Origin of the sequence: Streptomyces resistomycificus (genome assembly GCF_001514265.1) — a bacterium.
GTDB classification, from domain to species: Bacteria; Actinomycetota; Actinomycetes; order Streptomycetales; family Streptomycetaceae; genus Streptomyces; species Streptomyces resistomycificus.
In genome coordinates this window covers 59,159-76,891 of sequence record NZ_KQ948988.1, presented here as the reverse complement: position 1 = coordinate 76,891, position 17,733 = coordinate 59,159, and the positions used below count along the sequence as shown (strand labels likewise).

16 protein-coding genes are annotated in these 17,733 nt (G+C 71.7%); 6 read left to right on the top strand and 10 right to left on the bottom strand.

Annotation, left to right across the window (positions count from 1 at the left end):
* Positions 1–194: 194 nt before the first annotated feature.
* Positions 195–395, top strand: a complete 201-nt coding sequence (locus AQJ84_RS00315; protein ID WP_030041164.1) for a DUF4236 domain-containing protein — start codon at positions 195–197, stop codon at positions 393–395.
* 84 nt (positions 396–479) lie between these two features.
* A complete protein-coding gene (locus AQJ84_RS00310) occupies positions 480–2,009 on the top strand; it encodes a helix-turn-helix domain-containing protein (protein ID WP_030041163.1) in 1,530 nt (509 codons plus the stop codon).
* 71 nt (positions 2,010–2,080) lie between these two features.
* Here AQJ84_RS00310 and AQJ84_RS00305 read toward each other — a convergent pair whose 3' ends face one another.
* The 5 genes from AQJ84_RS00305 to gndA form a co-directional block, all read right to left on the bottom strand.
* Positions 2,081–2,749, bottom strand: coding sequence for a potassium-transporting ATPase subunit C (locus AQJ84_RS00305; RefSeq protein ID WP_030041162.1), 669 nt, complete (start codon positions 2,747–2,749; stop codon positions 2,081–2,083).
* A gap of 6 nt (positions 2,750–2,755) precedes the next feature.
* Complete coding sequence (gene kdpB / locus AQJ84_RS00300) at positions 2,756–4,894, bottom strand: potassium-transporting ATPase subunit KdpB (protein ID WP_078631975.1); 2,139 nt, start codon at positions 4,892–4,894, stop codon at positions 2,756–2,758.
* Positions 4,891–6,555, bottom strand: a complete 1,665-nt coding sequence (gene kdpA, locus AQJ84_RS00295) for a potassium-transporting ATPase subunit KdpA (RefSeq protein WP_053192935.1) — start codon at positions 6,553–6,555, stop codon at positions 4,891–4,893. Before kdpA ends, kdpB begins: the two co-directional genes overlap by 4 nt.
* An 8-nt stretch (positions 6,556–6,563) precedes the next feature.
* Positions 6,564–6,653, bottom strand: coding sequence for a K(+)-transporting ATPase subunit F (gene kdpF, locus AQJ84_RS00290; RefSeq protein WP_037659531.1), 90 nt, complete (start codon positions 6,651–6,653; stop codon positions 6,564–6,566).
* Positions 6,654–6,971: 318 nt separating this feature from the next.
* Positions 6,972–8,411, bottom strand: coding sequence for an NADP-dependent phosphogluconate dehydrogenase (gndA, locus tag AQJ84_RS00285; protein WP_053192933.1), 1,440 nt, complete (start codon positions 8,409–8,411; stop codon positions 6,972–6,974).
* Positions 8,412–8,533: 122 nt separating this feature from the next.
* On the opposite strand from gndA, the gene AQJ84_RS00280 reads away from it, so the two are divergent.
* Entirely contained in the window at positions 8,534–8,986 is a 453-nt protein-coding gene (locus AQJ84_RS00280; RefSeq protein ID WP_030041159.1) for a flavodoxin family protein, read from the top strand.
* A gap of 8 nt (positions 8,987–8,994) precedes the next feature.
* Here AQJ84_RS00280 and AQJ84_RS00275 read toward each other — a convergent pair whose 3' ends face one another.
* Positions 8,995–9,477, bottom strand: coding sequence for a DUF6299 family protein (locus AQJ84_RS00275; RefSeq protein ID WP_030041158.1), 483 nt, complete (start codon positions 9,475–9,477; stop codon positions 8,995–8,997).
* A gap of 226 nt (positions 9,478–9,703) precedes the next feature.
* Here AQJ84_RS00275 and AQJ84_RS00270 point away from each other — a divergent pair, with 226 nt between their 5' ends.
* Positions 9,704–9,901, top strand: coding sequence for a DUF5999 family protein (locus AQJ84_RS00270; protein WP_030041157.1), 198 nt, complete (start codon positions 9,704–9,706; stop codon positions 9,899–9,901).
* Positions 9,902–9,967: 66 nt separating this feature from the next.
* Here AQJ84_RS00270 and AQJ84_RS00265 read toward each other — a convergent pair whose 3' ends face one another.
* Both AQJ84_RS00265 and AQJ84_RS00260 read right to left on the bottom strand, forming a co-directional pair.
* Positions 9,968–10,366, bottom strand: coding sequence for a RidA family protein (locus AQJ84_RS00265; protein ID WP_030041156.1), 399 nt, complete (start codon positions 10,364–10,366; stop codon positions 9,968–9,970).
* Positions 10,363–11,580 carry an acyl-CoA dehydrogenase family protein gene (locus AQJ84_RS00260; protein ID WP_053192931.1) on the bottom strand — a complete coding sequence of 406 codons (1,218 nt, stop codon included), beginning with the start codon at positions 11,578–11,580 and terminating at the stop codon, positions 10,363–10,365. The genes AQJ84_RS00265 and AQJ84_RS00260 overlap by 4 nt, the downstream gene beginning before the upstream one ends.
* A 148-nt stretch (positions 11,581–11,728) precedes the next feature.
* Between AQJ84_RS00260 and AQJ84_RS00255 the strand changes: the two genes are divergently transcribed.
* Both AQJ84_RS00255 and AQJ84_RS00250 read left to right on the top strand, forming a co-directional pair.
* Positions 11,729–13,345: an AMP-binding protein gene (locus tag AQJ84_RS00255; protein WP_030041153.1), complete on the top strand. Its 1,617-nt coding sequence runs from the start codon at positions 11,729–11,731 to the stop codon at positions 13,343–13,345.
* 15 nt (positions 13,346–13,360) lie between these two features.
* Positions 13,361–14,173 carry a PaaX family transcriptional regulator gene (locus tag AQJ84_RS00250; RefSeq protein WP_030041152.1) on the top strand — a complete coding sequence of 271 codons (813 nt, stop codon included), beginning with the start codon at positions 13,361–13,363 and terminating at the stop codon, positions 14,171–14,173.
* 137 nt (positions 14,174–14,310) lie between these two features.
* Here AQJ84_RS00250 and AQJ84_RS00245 read toward each other — a convergent pair whose 3' ends face one another.
* Together AQJ84_RS00245 and AQJ84_RS00240 are read right to left on the bottom strand one after the other, a co-directional pair.
* Positions 14,311–16,596: a bifunctional salicylyl-CoA 5-hydroxylase/oxidoreductase gene (locus AQJ84_RS00245; protein WP_053192929.1), complete on the bottom strand. Its 2,286-nt coding sequence runs from the start codon at positions 16,594–16,596 to the stop codon at positions 14,311–14,313.
* A 2-nt stretch (positions 16,597–16,598) separates the two neighbouring features.
* Positions 16,599–17,426 (bottom strand): enoyl-CoA hydratase family protein, encoded by an 828-nt coding sequence (locus AQJ84_RS00240; protein WP_030041149.1) that lies wholly within the window; start codon positions 17,424–17,426, stop codon positions 16,599–16,601.
* Positions 17,427–17,733: the final 307 nt, after the last annotated feature.

Genomic DNA, 17,733 nt, shown 5'->3' with positions numbered 1-17,733 from the left:
CCTGCCGCGTTGGCGTCGGCGCCGAGGTCCACGGCCCGCCGAGCCTCCTCCAGGTCGTCCACCTGGAGCGTCAACGGAGCCCCATCCGTCGGCGCGGGCGCCTGCCGCCCGGCCGGACATCCGGTCATCAGTTCGCCAACCCGGGGTATCCGAAGGGAGTTGGCAGTACCCGACCGACCCGAACGGAGGCCCACATGCCCCTCACCTTCCGCAAGAGCTTCCGGATCCTGCCCGGAGTGAAGCTGAACATCAACCGGCGCTCCTGGTCCATCACCACCGGTGGCGGCAGCCACGGGCCCAAGCACACCCACAGCAGCACCGGACGCCGTACGACATCGATGGATTTGCCCGGACCCTTCGGGTGGCGTCGTACCCGTACCGCCAAGCGTCGTTGACGCGTCCTCAGGCGCGCCACAGGGGCATCACCCGAACGGACCCCCCGAGAGGCGGCATCTCATATCTGAGATAGCCTCAGCCTCATGGCAGACGACTACCTCGTACGCATCGGCAAGCTCATCCGTGACGCCCGGCAGCACCGGGGCTGGACACAGTCGCAGCTTGCCGAGGCGCTCGGCACCAGTCAGAGCGCCGTCAATCGCATCGAGCGCGGCAATCAGAACATCAGCCTTGAGATGATCGCCCGAATCGGTGAAGCACTGGACAGCGAAATCGTCTCTCTGGGCTACGCGGGCCCGATGCACCTGCGGGTGGTCGGCGGCCGACGGCTGTCCGGCGCGATCGACGTGAAGACGAGCAAGAACGCGTGCGTGGCACTGCTGTGCGCCTCGCTCCTCAACCAGGGGCGCACGGTACTGCGCCGGGTCGCCCGCATCGAGGAGGTCTACCGGCTGCTGGAGGTGCTCAACTCCATCGGCGTGCGCACCCGCTGGATCAACGACGGCGTCGACCTCGAACTGGTGCCCCCGGCCGAGCTGAACATGACGGCGATCGACGCGGACGCCGCCGTACGGACCCGGTCCATCATCATGTTCCTCGGTCCGCTGCTGCACCGCATGAGCCACTTCAAGCTGCCGTACGCCGGCGGTTGCGACCTCGGTACGCGGACCATCGAACCGCACATGATCGCGCTGCGCCGCTTCGGGCTGGAGGTCGCGGCGACCGAGGGGCAGTACCACGCCATGGTCGACCGGGCCGTCCGCCCGGACCGCCCGATCGTCCTGACCGAGCGCGGCGACACGGTCACCGAGAACGCGCTGCTGGCCGCCGCCCGGCACGACGGCGTCACGGTCATCCGCAACGCCTCCTCCAACTACATGGTCCAGGACCTGTGCTTCTTCCTGGAGGCCCTGGGCGTCCGGGTCGAGGGCATCGGCACCACCACGCTCACCGTGCACGGCGTGCCGAACATCGACGTGGACGTCGACTACTCCCCCTCCGAGGACCCGGTCGAGGCGATGAGCCTGCTGGCCGCCGCGGTCGTCACGGAGTCGGAGCTGACGGTGCGCCGGGTGCCCATCGAGTTCCTGGAGATCGAGCTCGCGGTCCTGGAGGAGATGGGTCTCGACCACGACCGCACGCCCGAGTACTTCGCGGACAACGGCCGCACCCGCCTGGTGGACCTCACCGTCCGGCCCTCCAAGCTGGAGGCGCCGATCGACAAGATCCACCCGATGCCGTTCCCCGGCCTGAACATCGACAACGTCCCGTTCTTCGCGGCCATCGCGGCGGTCGCGTCGGGCAAGACCCTGATCCACGACTGGGTCTACGACAACCGGGCGATCTACCTGACGGACCTCAACCGCCTCGGCGGACGGCTCCAGTTGCTGGATCCGCACCGGGTCCTGGTCGAGGGTCCGACCCGCTGGCGCGCCGCCGAGATGATGTGCCCGCCCGCGCTGCGCCCCGCCGTGGTCGTCCTGCTGGCGATGATGGCGGCCGAGGGCACGTCCGTGCTGCGCAACGTGTACGTCATCAACCGCGGGTACGAGGATCTGGCCGAGCGGCTGAACTCGATCGGCGCACAGATCGAGACGTTCAGGGACATCTGAGGCGCACCGGGTGCCGCCGCACCCACCGGGGGTGCGGCGGCACCCGGTGCGAGGGGAGCTCCCTCACGCCATCAGCTCCTCGCCACGAGTTCCTCGAGCGCGATGTTGAGTTCCAGGACGTTCACCCGAGGCTCCCCGATGAAGCCGAGGGTGCGACCGTCGGTGTGGTCCTCCACCAGCTTCTCCACCTGGTCCGCGGACAGTCCGTTTCGCTCCGCGACCCGGTGGATCTGGATCTTCGCGTACTGCGGTGAGATGTCCGGGTCGAGGCCGGAGCCGGAGGAGGTGACGGCGTCGGCTGGGACGTCGGAGGGGCTGACCTCGTAGCCGGCCGTCGAGTTGTCCTTGACGACCGCCGCCTTGGCGGCCGTCACCCAGTCGATCAGCTCCTTGTTGTCACCGGACCGGTTGGTGGCGCCGGAGAGGATCAGCTTGTACCGGGTGTTGACGTCGTTGGTGCCCAGGCCGTTCTGCGGGCGCCCCTGGAACCACTTCAGGTCGGGCTCCGGGGTCTCTTGGCCTTTCTTCAGCGGCAGGTTGTACGACTGGCCGATGAGCGAGGAGCCGACGACCCTGCCGTCCGCCTTGATCTCGGAGCCGTTCGCCTGGTGGCTGAACAGCCCCTGGGCGATGCCGGTGACCACCAGCGGGTAGATGACGCCGGTCGCCAGGGTCAGCACGAGGAGGGCGCGCAGGCCCGCTGCCAGCAACCGGGCGGTGTTCCTTACCGAGTTGTTCATGGTCCTTCACCCGATCCCGGGGATGGCGGAGACGAGCAGGTCGATGAGCTTGATGCCGACGAAGGGGGCGATCAGGCCGCCAACGCCGTAGATCGTCAGGTTGCGGCGGAGCATCCTGTCCGCGCTCACCGGCCGGTACCGCACCCCCTTCAGGGAGAGCGGGACCAGCGCGACGATGATCAGCGCGTTGAAGATCACCGCCGACAGGATCGCGGAGTCCGGCGACGACAGGCCCATGATGTTGAGCCTGTTCAAACCCGGATGGACGGCCGCGAACAGCGCCGGGATGATCGCGAAGTACTTCGCGACGTCGTTGGCGATGGAGAACGTCGTCAACGCGCCCCGGGTGATGAGGAGTTGCTTGCCGATCTCGACGATCTCGATGAGCTTGGTCGGGTCGGAGTCGAGGTCGACCATGTTGCCGGCCTCCTTCGCGGCCGACGTGCCCGTGTTCATCGCGACGCCGACGTCGGCCTGGGCGAGGGCCGGTGCGTCGTTGGTGCCGTCGCCGGTCATCGCGACGAGCCTGCCGCCCGCCTGCTCCCGCTTGATCAGCGCCATCTTGTCCTCGGGCGTGGCCTCCGCGAGGAAGTCGTCGACACCGGCCTCGCGCGCGATGGCCTTCGCCGTCAGCGGGTTGTCGCCCGTGACCATGACGGTCCTGATGCCCATCCGGCGCAGTTCGTCGAACCTCTCGCGCATGCCCTCCTTGACGACGTCCTTGAGGTGGATGACGCCCAACACCCGTGCGCCTTCCGCGTCTTCGACGGCCACGAGCAGCGGCGTACCGCCCGCCCCGGAGATCCGGTCGGCGAGCGCGCCGGCGTCCTCGGGCACCTCGCCGCCCTGCTCCCGCACCCAGGCGACGACCGATCCGGCCGCGCCCTTGCGGATCTTCCGCCCGTCGACGTCCACGCCCGACATCCGGGTCCGGGCGGTGAAAGCGATCCACTCGGCTCCGGCCGGTTCGCCCTCACGGCGTTCACGCAGTCCGTACTCCTCCTTCGCCAGTGCGACGACGGAGCGGCCCTCGGGCGTCTCGTCGGCCAGTGACGACAGCTCGGCCGCGGCGGCGAGTTCGGCCTCCGTCGTTCCGCTCACCGGCACGAACGCGCACGCCTGCCGGTTGCCGAGGGTGATGGTGCCGGTCTTGTCCAGCAGCAGGGTGGAGACGTCACCGGCGGCCTCCACCGCACGGCCGGACATGGCCAGTACGTTGCGCTGCACCAGCCGGTCCATGCCGGCGATGCCGATCGCGGACAGCAGCGCGCCGATCGTGGTGGGGATGAGACAGACCAGCAGGGCCACCAGCACGACCATCGTCAGATGTGCCCCCGCGTAGTCCGCGAAGGGGGGCAGGGTCGCCACCGCGAGCAGGAAGACGATCGTCAGCGAGGCGAGCAGGATGTTCAGCGCGATCTCGTTCGGCGTCTTCTGCCGTGCCGCACCCTCGACCAGACCGATCATCCGGTCGATGAAGGTCTCCCCCGGCCGCGTCGTGATCTTGACGACGATCCGGTCGGAGAGGACCTTCGTACCGCCGGTGACCGCCGAGCGGTCGCCGCCGGACTCCCGGATGACCGGTGCCGACTCGCCGGTGATGGCGGACTCGTCGACGCTGGCCACGCCCTCGACGACGTCACCGTCGCCGGGGATGCTGTCACCGGCTTCGCAGACGACCAGGTCACCGATCGTCAACTCGGTACCGGGGACGCGCTCTTCCGCACCGTCCCGGGTGAGCCGTCGGGCCACCGTGCCGGTCTTGGCCTTGCGCAGCGTGTCGGCCTGCGCCTTGCCCCGGCCCTCGGCCACCGCCTCCGCCAGGTTGGCGAAGACGACGGTCAGCCACAGCCAGACGCTGATCGTCCAGCCGAACCAGTCGCCCGGGTCCCTGAACGAGAACACGGTGGTCAGCACCGAGCCGATCCACACCACGAACATCACCGGTGACTTGGCCGTCACCCGCGGGTCGAGCTTGCGGAAGGCGTCCGGCAGCGACTTCAGCAGCTGACCGGGGTCGAAGAGGCCCGCTCCCACGCGGCCCTGGGCGGGCTTGTGCCCGGTGGGGAGGCCGCCGTGCGGCGCCCGGGCCGGGGTGGCTGTGGTGGACATCGCGTCCTCCTGCCTCGTCGCGTCGGTTGTCATGACGCCAGCCCCTCGGCCAGCGGACCCAGTGCCAGGGCCGGGAAGTAGGTCAGACCGGTGATGATCAGGATCGCGCCCACCAACAGGCCCGTGAACAGAGGCTTCTCGGTGCGCAGGGTGCCCGCGGTCGCCGGTGTCGGCTGCTGCTCCGCGAGCGAGCCGGCCAGCGCCAGCACGAACACCATCGGCAGGAAGCGGCCCAGCACCATGGCCAGCCCCAGCGTGGTGTTGAACCACTGGGTGTCGGCGTTCAGCCCGGCGAACGCCGAGCCGTTGTTGTTGGCGGCCGAGCTGTAGGCGTACAGGATCTCGGAGAACCCGTGGGCGCCGCTGTTGGTCATGGAGTGGGCCGGGGTGGGCAGGGCCATCGCCGCGGCGGTGAGGACGAGCACCAGGGCCGGGGTGACGAGAAGGTAGCAGGCCGCCGACTTGATCTCGCGGGTGCCGATCTTCTTGCCGAGGTACTCGGGCGTTCGGCCGACCATCAGACCGGCGATGAACACCGCGATGACCGCCATGACCAGCATGCCGTAGAGGCCGGACCCGGTGCCGCCGGGCGCGATCTCGCCGAGTTGCATGCCGAGCAGGGCGATGCCGCCGCCCAGGCCGGTGAACGAGGAGTGGGAGGAGTCCACGGCGCCGGTCGAGGTGAGCGTCGTCGACACCGCGAAGATCGACGAGGCGCCTACCCCGATGCGGGTCTCCTTGCCCTCCATCGCCCCGCCCGCGATGTCGAACGCCGGTCCGTGGTGGGCGAATTCGGTCCACATCATGAGCGCGACGAAGCCGACCCAGATGGTGCTCATGGCCGCGAGGATCGCGTATCCCTGCTTGACGGAGCCGACCATGAGGCCGAAGGTGCGGGTCAGCGAGAAGGGGATGACCAGCAGCAGGAAGATCTCGAAGAGGTTCGTGAACGGGGTCGGGTTCTCGAAGGGGTGGGCGGAGTTGGCGCTGAAGTAGCCTCCGCCGTTGGTTCCGATCTCCTTGATGGCCTCCTGCGAGGCGACCGCGCCGCCGTTCCACTGCTGGTCGCCGCCCATGAACTGACCCACTTCGTGGATGCCGGAGAAGTTCTGGACGACACCGCAGGCGACCAGGACGATTGCGGCGACGACGGACATCGGCAGCAGGACGCGGGTGACTGAGCGCACCATGTCCGACCAGAAGTTGCCGAGTTCACCGGTCCGCGAGCGGGCGAACCCGCGCACGAGGGCCACCGCCACCGCGATGCCCACGGCCGCGGAGACGAAGTTCTGCACCGCCAGACCGGCGGTCTGCACGACGTGGCCCATGGCCTGTTCGCCGTAGTACGACTGCCAGTTGGTGTTGGTGACGAAGGAGGCGGCGGTGTTGAACGCCTGGTCCGGGTCGATCGACGTGAAGCCCAGCGAGCCGGGCAGCACACCCTGGAGCCGCTGGAGCAGATACAGGAAGAGGACACCGACCACCGAGAAGGCGAGGACGCCGCGCAGGTACGCGGGCCAGCGCATCTCGGTGTCCGGGTCGGCGCCGATGCCCCGGTAGATCCACTTCTCGACGCGCCAGTGCCGGTCGGACGAGTAGACCTCGGCCATGTGGTTACCGAGGGGGACGTAGGCGAGTGCGAGCGCTGCCATGAGCGCGAGCAGCTGGAGCACGCCGGCGAGTACGGGTCCCATGGCCGAGCTCAGAACCTCTCCGGGAAGATCAGGGCGAGGACGAGATAGCCCAGCAGGGCGACGGCCACGATCAGGCCGACGATGTTCTCGGCGGTCACAGCTTCGTCACCCCCTTGGCGACGAGGGCCACCAGCGCGAAGACCGCGACCGTGGTGACGACGAAGGCCAGATCGGCCATCGCGAACTCCTAGAACTGGAAGAGCTTCGGAAGAGAAGCGGACAGCTCGAGGAAACCCGCACCTGGCCAAAACCGGTCGGCCGTTGACGACTCCCTGACGGCGGCCCCCACACCCTTGACGGGACTCATACGGCCGGCGTCGTACCGGCGGCCGTGCGGCCCGCGCTGCGAGTGGACCGGGGGCACCCCCTTCGCCCCGGTGCCCGGCGGGCGCCGCGCCAGGGCGGTCGGTGGTCGCTCAGTTCGCCGTCTCGGGGCGGTTCGGGTCGGCCCAGTGGGTGTGGAACGATCCGGGCCGGTCGGTCCGCCGGTAGGTGTGGGCGCCGAAGTAGTCGCGCTGGCCCTGGAGCAGGGCGGCCGGCAGCCGGTCGGCGCGCAGGGTGTCGTAGTGGGCGAGGGCCGCGGAGAAGGCCGGGACGGGGATGCCGCGTCGGGCCGCGGAGGCGACGATCTCCCGCCAGGGCACCTGGGCGTCGCCGATCTCGCGGGCGAAGCCCTCCTCGCCGAGCAGGCTGACCAGGCCGGGGTCGGCGGTGTACGCGGCGCGGATGCGGTCCAGGAAGGCGGCGCGGATGATGCAGCCGCCGCGCCAGATCCCGGCGACGGCGGCCAGGTCGATCTTCCAGCCGTACTCGGCGCCCGCGTCCTGGATCATCTTCCAGCCCTGGTCGTAGGCGATGACCTTCGAGGCGTACAGGGCGTGTTCCACCTGGGAGGTGAACCGGGCCGCCTCGGTGCGGCTCAGCGGCACAGGGGTGCCGCCGGGCAGGCCGCGGTAGGCGGCGCGCAGTTCGCTCTGGCCGGAGGCGGCACGGGCGAAGGTGGCCTGGGCGATGGCCGTGACCGGGGCCGCCAGGTCCAGGGCGGTCTGCACAGTCCAGCGGCCGGTGCCCTTCTGCCCGGCGGCGTCCGCGACGACGTCGACGAAGGGCTCGCCGGTGGTGGCGTCGGTGTGGGCCAGGACCTCCGCTGTGATCTCGGTCAGGTACGAGCCGAGGCGCCCCTGGTTCCAGCCGCGGAAGACGTCGGCGATCTCGGCAGGGGTGTATCCGGCGACCTGGCGCAGCAGGTCGTACGCCTCGGCGATGAGCTGCATGTCGGCGTACTCGATGCCGTTGTGGACCATCTTGACGAAGTGCCCGGCGCCGTCGGTGCCGATGTGGGCGGCGCACGGCTCGCCGTCGACCTTCGCGCTGACGGTCTCGAACATGGGGCCGAGGACGGCGTACGACTCGTCCGGTCCGCCGACCATGATCGACGGTCCGTCGAGGGCGCCCTCCTCGCCGCCGGAGATGCCCGCGCCGACGAAGTGGACGCCGTGGGCGCGCAACGCGCTCTCGCGGCGGCGGGTGTCGGCGAAGTGGGCGTTGCCGCCGTCGATGATCATGTCGCCGGGCTCCAGCAGTCCGGCGAACTCGGCGATGACGGCGTCGGTGGCGGCGCCCGCCTGCACCATGACCACCAGTCGGCGTGGCCGTTCGAGGGCGGCGACGAAGTCCTCGGCCGTCTCGGCCGCGACGAACGTGCCCTCGGCGCCGAACTCCTCGACGAGCAGCCGGGTGCGGCTCGCGCTGCGGTTGTGCACGGCGACGGTGTAGCCGTGGCGGGCGAAGTTGCGGGCCAGGTTGCGGCCCATCACGCCCAGGCCGCTGACGCCGATGTGTGCGCTGGGGATCATGGATGGTTCCTGTCCTGTGAGTCTGCGACGGGGCTCCTGGGGCTTTGTACGTGCGCGGGCGGGGATCGTCTCGCCGTGGTCCCCGGTTGCCGCGCCGAGGGCCCGCACGGCAGGGTGCGGGAGTGGCTACTTTGCTGATCGTGCATCACACGCCCTCGCCGAACTGTCAGGCGCTGTTCGAGGCCGTCGTCGCCGGGGCGACGGATCCGGAGATCGAGGGGGTCCGTGTGGTGCGGCGGGCCGCGCTGGCCGCCACGGCGTCCGACGTGCTCGCCGCCGACGGGTTCCTGCTCGGCACGCCGGCGAACCTCGGCTACATGTCCGGCGCGCTGAAGCACTTCTTCGACCAGGTCTACTACCCGTGCCTCGACACGACGCGGGGCCGCCCCTTCGGCTACTACGTGCACGGCGGCAACGACGTCACCGGAGCGGTCCGCGGCATCGAGGCGATCACGACCGGCCTCGGCTGGCGACGGGCCGCCGAGGCCGTGACCGTGACGGGCGCGCCCGGCAAGGCGGACGCCGAGGCCTGCTGGGAACTCGGCGCCACCGTCGCCGCCGGCCTGATGGGCTGACGGTCCGCTCAGCCCTGGGTCAGGGTGACGTCCTGGCGCTGGGCCGCGTGGAAGTGGGGCAGCGGCAGACCCCCCTGCGGGCGCAGTTCCATCAGGGTGGCCTCGACGTGTGCCACGCCGGCCCGGAGGGTCGTCGAGGACGACGGCTTGCCGGAGTTCTGCCAGACGTGCTCGGCGCCGTCGCACACCGCGCGGGTGCCGCCGATGCCGTGCCGGACGGACGAGGTGCCCTGGGCGACGGACGAACTGACGAACACCGGGCCCGTGCCCCCGGTGCAGCGGTAGGTGCCGAAGAGCGTGACGGTGCCGTCGGCCGCGATACGGCCCGTCGGGTGAACCGTCACGGCCTCGTTCGCGTCGGCGGTCGCCGGGGCGGCGGCGACGGGGGCTGCGGGCGCGGACGCGGGCGCGGGCGCCGCGAGTGTGGCGGGCGCGGCCAGCAGGAGCAGCGCGGAACCGGTGGCGGCACCGAGCGCGGGGCGAAGGAACATGGGAAGACCTCCTGAGGTGGGGGATCCCACTGGTACCGGGCCGGGGCGCGGGAGGCCGTGATCGTCACCCCAACGGTGGCGAGTCCGCATCGGCGGTCGCGGAACCGTCCGGGTGTTGTCCGCGTGTTGTCACGCTTCGCGCCGGGCTGTTCCGATGAGTTCGCGGCGAGAGGATGGTCTGTTCCACGGACCCGGACCGAGGGTCCTACCGACGTGGAGGTGCGCCATGTGTTCTCACCAGCCCTCGTGTCCCGCAACCGCCGGCAACGCGGCCCCGCACGTCGTCGCCGCCCACCCCGAGCAGGGCTGGAACCTGCTCTGCGACGGGGCGATCGTCTTCGACGACACCGGCGAGCTGCTGCCGGACGGCCGGATCGTCGCTCCGCACCGGGTGCCCGTCGAGCGGCTGACGATCGCCGCCTGAGCCTGCTCGGGCAGGTCGAGCCGGTCCGCGGGCCCCGCGACCGGCGACGTCCGGCAGCGGGCTCGGCTACGGCAGTACGGCGAAGCCGTCGAGCTCCACCAGCGCCTGGTCGTCCCACAGGCGCACTACCTCCACGACCGCCATGGCCGGGTAGTCACGGCCTGCCAACCGCCGCCAGACGCGGCCCAGTTCGGGAGCGTGGGTGCGGTACGCGGCCACGTCCGTGGTGTAGACGGTGACGCGGGCGAGGTCGGACGGTGTGCCGCCTGCGGCCGTCAGGGCGGTCAGCAGATTGGTGAGCGCCCGCTCGAACTGTTCGGGGAGGGTGTCGCCGACCACCTTGCCGTCGGTGTCGAGGGCGGTCTGGCCGGCGAGGAAGACGACCCGGGTGCCGGTGGCGACGACGGCGTGGGAGAAGCCGGTGGGCGGGGAGAGTTCGGGCGGGTTCACTCGCTGCGTGCTCACGCGTCGGCCTCCCGGGCTTTTAGGGTCGCGTACAACTCCTTGGCGATGATGCCGCGTTGGACCTCGCTCGCCCCCTCGTAGACACGCGGGGCCCGCACCTCCCGGTAGAGGTGCTCGAGAAGGTGGCCGCGGCGCAGGGCGCGGGCGCCGTGCAGTTGGACGGCCGCGTCGACGACGTACTGGGCGGTCTCGGTGGCGAGCAGCTTCGCCATCGCCGCGCGCCGCGGGACGTCCGGGTCGCCCTCGTCGTACGCCGTCGCCGCCGCGTACACCATGAGGCGGGCCGCCTCGGTGCGCAGGGCCATCTCGGCGACCTGGTGGGCGACCGTCTGGAGATCCCTCAGCTTGCCGCCGAAGGCGTCCCGCCGCGCGGTGTGGGCGAGGGTCGCGTCGAGCGCCGCCTGGGCCATGCCGACCGCGAAGGCGCCGACGCTGGGGCGGAAGAGGTTGAGGGTGCCCATGGCGACCCGGAAGCCGCGGTCGACCTCGCCGAGCACGTCGTCGGCGGTCACCGCCACGGCGTCGAAGCGGAGGCTGCCGATGGGGTGCGGCGAGAGCATGTCGAGGGCGGCGCCGGTCAGTCCGGCCCGCTCGGCGGGAACGAGGAACGCGGTGACGCCACGGGCGCCGGCGCCGGGGGTGGTGCGGGCGAAGACGGTGTAGAAGTCGGCCTCGGGGGCGTTGGAGATCCAGCACTTCTCCCCGGTGAGCCGCCAGCGGACGGGGCCGTCGGGGGTGGCGGCGAGGGCGTCCGTCCCCGGATCACCGGCCGGGGCCCCCGGGGGTGCCCCACCGCCGTCCGGCTCCTCCGGGCGAGCGAGCAGGTTCAGGGCCGCCGCGTCCGAGCCCGCGCCCGGCTCGCTGAGGGCGAAGGCCGCCACCGCCGTGCCGTCGGCCACCCGGGGCAGCCAGCGGTCGCGCTGGGCCGGGGTGCCGTGGGCGTGGACCGGATGGGCGCCCAGGCCCTGGAGGGCGAGGGCGGTCTCCGCCTCGGTGCAGGCCTGGGCGAGGGACTCCCGCATCAGACAGAGGTCGAGGGCGCCCGAGCCGAACAGGCGTGGAAGGAGGCCGAGTTGGCCGAGTTCGGCGAGGAGCGGGCGGTTGACGTGCCCGGGTTCGCTCTTCTCCGCGAGGGGACGCAGCCGGTCCACGGCCAGGGCGCGCAGCTCCGCGGCCCAGGCGGTCTGTGATGGTTCGAGTGAGAATGCGGGCATTGCCGTCCTCTCTCCCCGCGACCCTGCGGCCACTCCCCCGACGATATCGCGCCCCGTTGACTGCCGTCACCAACACGATACGCTCCTTGTGCGAACCCACCCGGCATGCCCACCACCGACGCCCACAAGGCAAGGGGGCGAACCGCCGATGAACCCCTCGGCCCACGTCGACACCTTCGCCCGCGACCACCTCCCGCCTCCCGACCAGTGGCCCGAGCTCCGCTTCGACCTGCCGGAGCTGCGCTACCCCGAACGGCTGAACTGTGCCGCCGAGCTGCTCGCCGGGCCGGCCGCGGAGCGACCGGTGTTCCGCACACCCGCGGCCGGGACGTGGACGTACGGCGACCTCCGCACCCGCGTCGACCGCATCGCGCACACCCTCACCCGCGACCTGGGCATCGTCCCCGGCAACCGCGTCCTGCTGCGTGGCCCCACCACCCCCTGGCTGGCGGCCTGCTGGCTGGCGGTGCTGAAGGCGGGAGCGGTCGCCGTCACCGTGCTGGCCCAGCAGCGCCCGCTCGAACTGGCCACGATGTGCGAGATCGCCCGGGTGCGGCACGCGCTGTGCGACATCCGGGCCGTCGACGACCTCGCCAAGGCCGACATACCGGGGCTGAGGATCACGGCGTACGGCGGTGACGGGCCCGACGACCTGCTGAACCGGGCGGCCTCCGAGGAGCCGTACACCGCCGTGGAGACCGCGGCCGACGACGTCGCGCTGATCGCCTTCACCTCCGGCACCACCGGCCGCCCCAAGGGCTGCATGCACTTCCACCGGGACGTGCTGGCGACGGCGGACACCTTCGCGCGCCATGTGCTGCGGCCACACCCCGACGACGTCTTCGCCGGAAGCCCGCCCCTGGGCTTCACCTTCGGTCTCGGCGGACTGGTCGTCTTCCCGATGCGGGTCGGCGCGAGCGCGCTGCTCCTCGAACAGGCCGGGCCCAGACAGCTGTTGCCCGCGATCGCCGAACACCGGGTGTCGGTGCTGTTCACCGCGCCGACCGCCTACCGCGCGATGCTGGACGAGCTCGACGGGCACGACGTCTCCTCGCTGCGCCGCTGCGTCTCCGCCGGCGAGAACCTCCCGGCCCTCACCTGGCACACCTGGCGCGAGCGGACCGGGCTGCGGGTCATCAACGGCATCGGCGCCACCGAGCTGCTGCACATCTTCATCTCGGCGGCCGACGAGCAGATCAGGCCGGGCACGACGGGCGTGCCCGTGCCGGGGTGGCACGCGCGCGTGCAGGACGAGGACGGCACGCCGGTGCCCGACGGCGAACCCGGCCTGCTGGCCGTGCGCGGGCCGGTCGGCTGCCGGTACCTCGCCGACCCGCGACAGCGGGAGTACGTGCGCGACGGCTGGAACATCACCGGGGACACCTACGTCCGCGAGCCCGACGGCTACTTCCGGTACGTCGCCCGCGCCGACGACATGATCATCTCGGCCGGGTACAACATCGCCGGCCCGGAGGTCGAGGACGCGCTGATGCGCCATCCGGACGTACTGGAGGCAGCCGTCGTGGGGCGGCCCGACGAGGCGCGCGGACAGGTCGTGGTGGCCTACGCCGTGCTCAGGGAGGGCGCCGAGCGGGACACCGAGGCCCTGCGCGGCTTCGTCCGGTCCGAACTGGCGCCCTACAAATGCCCGCGCGAGATCGTCCTCATGGACGCGCTGCCGCGCACGGCGACCGGCAAGCTGCAGCGGTTCCGGCTGCGCACCGCGTCCGGCCACGACGGGGACACCGATGGTGACCAGCAGTGATGCCGACGACCTAAGATGATCAACGTGTCCGACCAGCATGCACCACGGTCTCTCATCGTCACGCTCTACGGCGCGTACGGGCGCTTCATGCCCGGCCCGGTGCCCGTCGCCGAGCTGATCCGACTGCTGGCAGCGGTCGGGGTCGACGCCCCCTCCGTCCGCTCGTCCGTGTCCCGGCTCAAACGCCGCGGACTGCTCCTGCCGGCCCGTACGGCACAGGGCGCGGCGGGCTACGAGCTGTCGGCCGAAGCCCGCCAGTTGCTCGACGACGGCGACCGGCGCATCTACGCCACGACACCGCCGGACGACGAGGGCTGGGTCCTCGCGGTGTTCTCCGTGCCGGAGTCCGAGCGGCAGAAGCGGCACGTGTTGCGGTCCCGGCTGGCCGGGCTCGGCTTCGGCACCGCGGCCCCGGGCGTGTGGATCGCTCCGGCCCGGCTGTACGAGGAGAGCCGGCACACCCTCCAGCGGCTGCGCCTGGACCCGTACGTCGACTTCTTCCGCGGCGAGCACCTCGGCTTCGCCCCGACGGCGGAGGCGGTCGCCCGCTGGTGGGACCTGGCGGCCATCGCCAAGCAGCACGAGGCGTTCCTCGACCGCCACGCGCGCGTGCTGCGCGACTGGGAGCGGCGCGCCGACACCCCGGCCGAGGAGGCGTACCGCGACTACCTCCTCGCCCTGGACACCTGGCGCCACCTCCCCTACGCCGACCCGGGGCTGCCCGCCGGGCTGCTCCCCTCGGGCTGGCCGGGTGCCCGCTCGGCCGCGGTCTTCCGGGAGCTGCACGTGCGGCTGCGGGACGCGGGGGCCGCCTTCGTGGGCGTCTGACCCCAGCAGAGGTGTATGACCTCGCGCACGACACAGGCGCCAAAGGGAACCCAGGTTCCTCTGCCCCTCTTCTCAAGTCTCCTACCTAGCGAGTTCGAACGGCCGGTGATCCCGCGCACCGAACACCTCGGCCGCCCTCAGGTCCCCAGCGCCAGTCGGGGCTTGGGGGCGTCGCCGCGTCCGGTCTGCGGGCGTCGGCTGCCCGCCCGGTAGGGCGCCGGCCAACCGACAGCCGGTCCTTCGTAGCCTTGCTCCGCGGCGGCGTGCAGGGTCCAGTGCGGGTCGTACAGGTGCGGCCGGGCGAGCGCGCACAGGTCCGTACGGCCTGCCAGGATCAGGGAGTTGACGTCGTCCCAGGAGGAGATCGCGCCGACCGCGATCACCGGGACGCCCACCTCGTGGCGGATCAGGTCGGCGAACGGTGTCTGGTACGACCGCCCGTACTCCGGCCGTTCGTCCGCCACGACCTGCCCGGTCGACACGTCGATCGCGTCGGCTCCGTGCGCGGCGAAGGCGCGGGCGATCCCGACGGCGTCCTCGGGGGTGGTGCCGCCCTCGGCCCAGTCGGTGGCGGAGATCCGGACGGTCAGGGGCCTCTCCTCCGGCCACACCGCGCGTACGGCGTCAAAGACCTCCAGCGGGAAGCGCAGCCGCCGGTCCAGGGAGCCGCCGTAGGCGTCGGTGCGGCGGTTGGCCAGCGGGGAGAGGAAGCCGGAGAGCAGGTAGCCGTGCGCGCAGTGCAGTTCGAGGAGGTCGAACCCGGCCCGGGCGGCACGCCAGGCGGCCGAGGCGAACTGCTGGCGGAGGTCGGTGAGCTGGGCGCGCGACAGCTCGCGCGGGGTCTGGCTGTGTGGCCTGTACGGGATCCGGGAGGCGGCCACCAGCGGCCAGTTGCCCTCGTCCAGGGGCTCGTCGATGCCCTCCCACATCAGTTTGGTCGAGCCCTTGCGGCCGCTGTGGCCGAGTTGTACGCCGATCGCGGTGCCGGGTGCCTGGGCGTGCACGAAGTCGGTGATCCGCCGCCAGGCCTCCGTCTGCCTTCCGGTGTAGATGCCGGTGCAGCCGGGGGTGATCCGCCCCTCCGGGGACACGCACACCATCTCGGTCATCACCAGCCCGGCACCGCCGAGGGCCCGCGCGCCCAGGTGGACGAGGTGGAAGTCGCCGGGCAGGCCGTCGGTGGCCGAGTACATGTCCATGGGCGAGACGACGACCCGGTTGCGCAGGGTCAGGCCGCGCAGTCTGAACGGCGTGAACATCGGGGGTGTGCCGGGCGGGCAGCCGAACTCGCGCTCCGCGGCCTCGGTGAAGTGGGTGTCCCGCAGGCGGAGGTTGTCGTGGGTGACGCGGCGGCTGCGGGTGAGGAGGTTGAAGGCGAACTGGCGGGGCGGCTGGTGGAGGTACCGGCCGAGGTTCTCGAACCACTCCAGGCTGGCGCGGGCGGCCCGCTGGGTGGAGGCGACGACGGGCCTGCGTTCCTCCTCGTAGGCCGCCAAGGCCCTTCCCAGCGACGGTTGTTCCTCCAGGCAGGCGGCCAGTGCCAGGGCGTCCTCGACGGCGAGCTTGGTGCCGGAGCCGATGGAGAAGTGGGCGGTGTGCGCGGCGTCGCCCAGCAGGACCACGTTGCCGTGCGACCAGCGCTCGTTGACCACCGTACGGAAGGTGGTCCAGGCGGACTTGTTGGACCGGAGCGGCCGGCCCCCCAGCGCGTCCGCGAAGATCTTGGCGCAGCGGTCGGCCGACTCCCGCTCGTCGCACTCCTCGAAGCCCGCCGCCCGCCACACCTCCTCGCGCATCTCGACGATCACGGTGGAGGCGTCGGCGGCGTACGGATAGCCGTGCAACTGCATCACACCGTGCTCGGTCTCGACGATCTCGAAGCGGAAGGCGTCGAGGGCGAAGTCGGCGGCGAGCCAGACGTAGCGGCACCGGTGGGCGGTCACCCGGGGCCGGAAGACCTGGGCGTAGGCCTCGCGGGTGGTGCTGTTGACGCCGTCGGCGGCGACGACGAGGTCGTGGGACTTCGCGAGCCCGGCCGGGTCGGGTGCCTCGGTGGAGAAGCGCAGTCCGACGCCGAGTTCATGGCAGCGCTCGTGCAGGATCTCGAGGAGTCGTCTGCGGCCCAGGGCGGCGAACCCGTGGCCAGTGGAGGTGTGGCGGGTGCCCCGGTGGACGATGTCGATGTCGTCCCAGCGGGTGAAGTGCCGCTGCAGGGCCGCGTAGACCGCGGGGTCGGCGTGCTCGATGCCGCCGAGGGTCTCGTCGGAGAGGACCACTCCGAAGCCGAAGGTGTCGTCGGGGGCGTTGCGTTCCCAGACGGTGACCTCACGGTCGGGGCGGAGACGTTTCAGCAGGGCGGCGGCGTACAGACCGCCCGGGCCGCCGCCGACGACCGCGATGGTCCGTGCCCCTGAGGTGGACACGGTTACCGCCCTCGCCACTTCGGGGGGCGCTTGTGCTGGAACGCCGCGTGGAACTCGGCGTAGTCCTCGCCGTTCATCAGCAGGGCCTGGGTGGCGGCGTCCAGCTCGACCGCCGCCGCCAGGGGCATGTCCAGTTCGGCGGTCAGCAGCGCCTTCGTCTGGGCGTACGCCAGTGCCGGGCCCTCGGCCAGGCGGCGGGCCAGCGCGTGGGCGGCCTGGTCCGCCCGGCCCTCGTCCGACAGCTCGCTGATCAGGCCGATCCGCTCGGCCTCGGGGGCGCGGACCGGTTCGCCGAGCATGAGCAGCCGGGTCGCGTGGCCGAGGCCGACGACCCGGGGCAGCAGGTAGGCCGCGCCCATGTCGCCGCCCGACAGGCCGACCCGGGTGAAGAGGAAGGCGAAGCGGGCCGAGGGGTCCGCGACCCGGAAGTCCGCGGCAAGGGCCAGTACCGCGCCCGCGCCCGCCGCCACCCCGTGCACGGCCGCGATCACCGGGAACGGGCACTCCCGTACCGCCCGCACCACCTGCCCGGTCATCCGGTTGAAGTCCAGGAGCTGGGCGGTGTCCATGGCCAGGGTGGCGCCGATGATCTCGTCGACGTCGCCGCCGGAGCAGAAGCCGCGCCCCTCCCCCGCCAGTACCAGGGCGCGCACGGACCGCTCCCGGGAGAACTCGGCGAGCAGGTCGCGCAGGTCGGCGTAGGCGCCGAAGGTCAGGGCGTTCAGCTTGTCGGGGCGGGCCAGGGTGACGGTGGCGACGCCGTCGGAGAGGTCGACGCTCAGGTGCTGCCAGTGGGGGGTGCGGGCGGCGGAGCCGGTGAAGGGACTCACGAGGTGCGGCCTCCTCTTTCGGGTGGCGGGCACTGCCTCACGGAGCTCTGTCCCCCGACGTTATCACTCATCTGTGACTGTCGTCACGAGTGCGCGATATGACGATGGGGCGGCCGACGCCGGTACACGACCGCGGATGTGACCCGGCCCGGTCACATCCGTCACGGCTCGTCGACACCCCCGTAACGGCGGGAGCAACCGCGCGAGGCCCGCCGTTCACCCGGGTAAGCCGCCCGCAACGGGGCCGAAGGTCCCGGACGGTGCCCGTCGGACGTCTCGGCCGGGCGGCGCCGTACCATTCATACGG

Excerpts from the sequence above, each read along its gene's own strand:
- AQJ84_RS00305 (WP_030041162.1), bottom strand. The coding sequence starts at position 2,749 with ATGAACAACTCGGTAAGGAACACCGCCCGGTTGCTGGCAGCGGGCCTG.
- AQJ84_RS00260 (WP_053192931.1), bottom strand. The coding sequence starts at position 11,580 with ATGCCCGCATTCTCACTCGAACCATCACAGACCGCCTGGGCCGCGGAG.
- kdpA (WP_053192935.1), bottom strand. The coding sequence starts at position 6,555 with ATGGGACCCGTACTCGCCGGCGTGCTCCAGCTGCTCGCGCTCATGGCA.
- AQJ84_RS00315 (WP_030041164.1), top strand. The coding sequence starts at position 195 with ATGCCCCTCACCTTCCGCAAGAGCTTCCGGATCCTGCCCGGAGTGAAG.
- kdpB (WP_078631975.1), bottom strand. The coding sequence starts at position 4,894 with ATGACAACCGACGCGACGAGGCAGGAGGACGCGATGTCCACCACAGCC.
- AQJ84_RS00255 (WP_030041153.1), top strand. The coding sequence starts at position 11,729 with ATGAACCCCTCGGCCCACGTCGACACCTTCGCCCGCGACCACCTCCCG.
- gndA (WP_053192933.1), bottom strand. The coding sequence starts at position 8,411 with ATGATCCCCAGCGCACACATCGGCGTCAGCGGCCTGGGCGTGATGGGC.
- AQJ84_RS00275 (WP_030041158.1), bottom strand. The coding sequence starts at position 9,477 with ATGTTCCTTCGCCCCGCGCTCGGTGCCGCCACCGGTTCCGCGCTGCTC.
- AQJ84_RS00310 (WP_030041163.1), top strand. The coding sequence starts at position 480 with ATGGCAGACGACTACCTCGTACGCATCGGCAAGCTCATCCGTGACGCC.
- AQJ84_RS00270 (WP_030041157.1), top strand. The coding sequence starts at position 9,704 with ATGTGTTCTCACCAGCCCTCGTGTCCCGCAACCGCCGGCAACGCGGCC.
- AQJ84_RS00250 (WP_030041152.1), top strand. The coding sequence starts at position 13,361 with ATGATCAACGTGTCCGACCAGCATGCACCACGGTCTCTCATCGTCACG.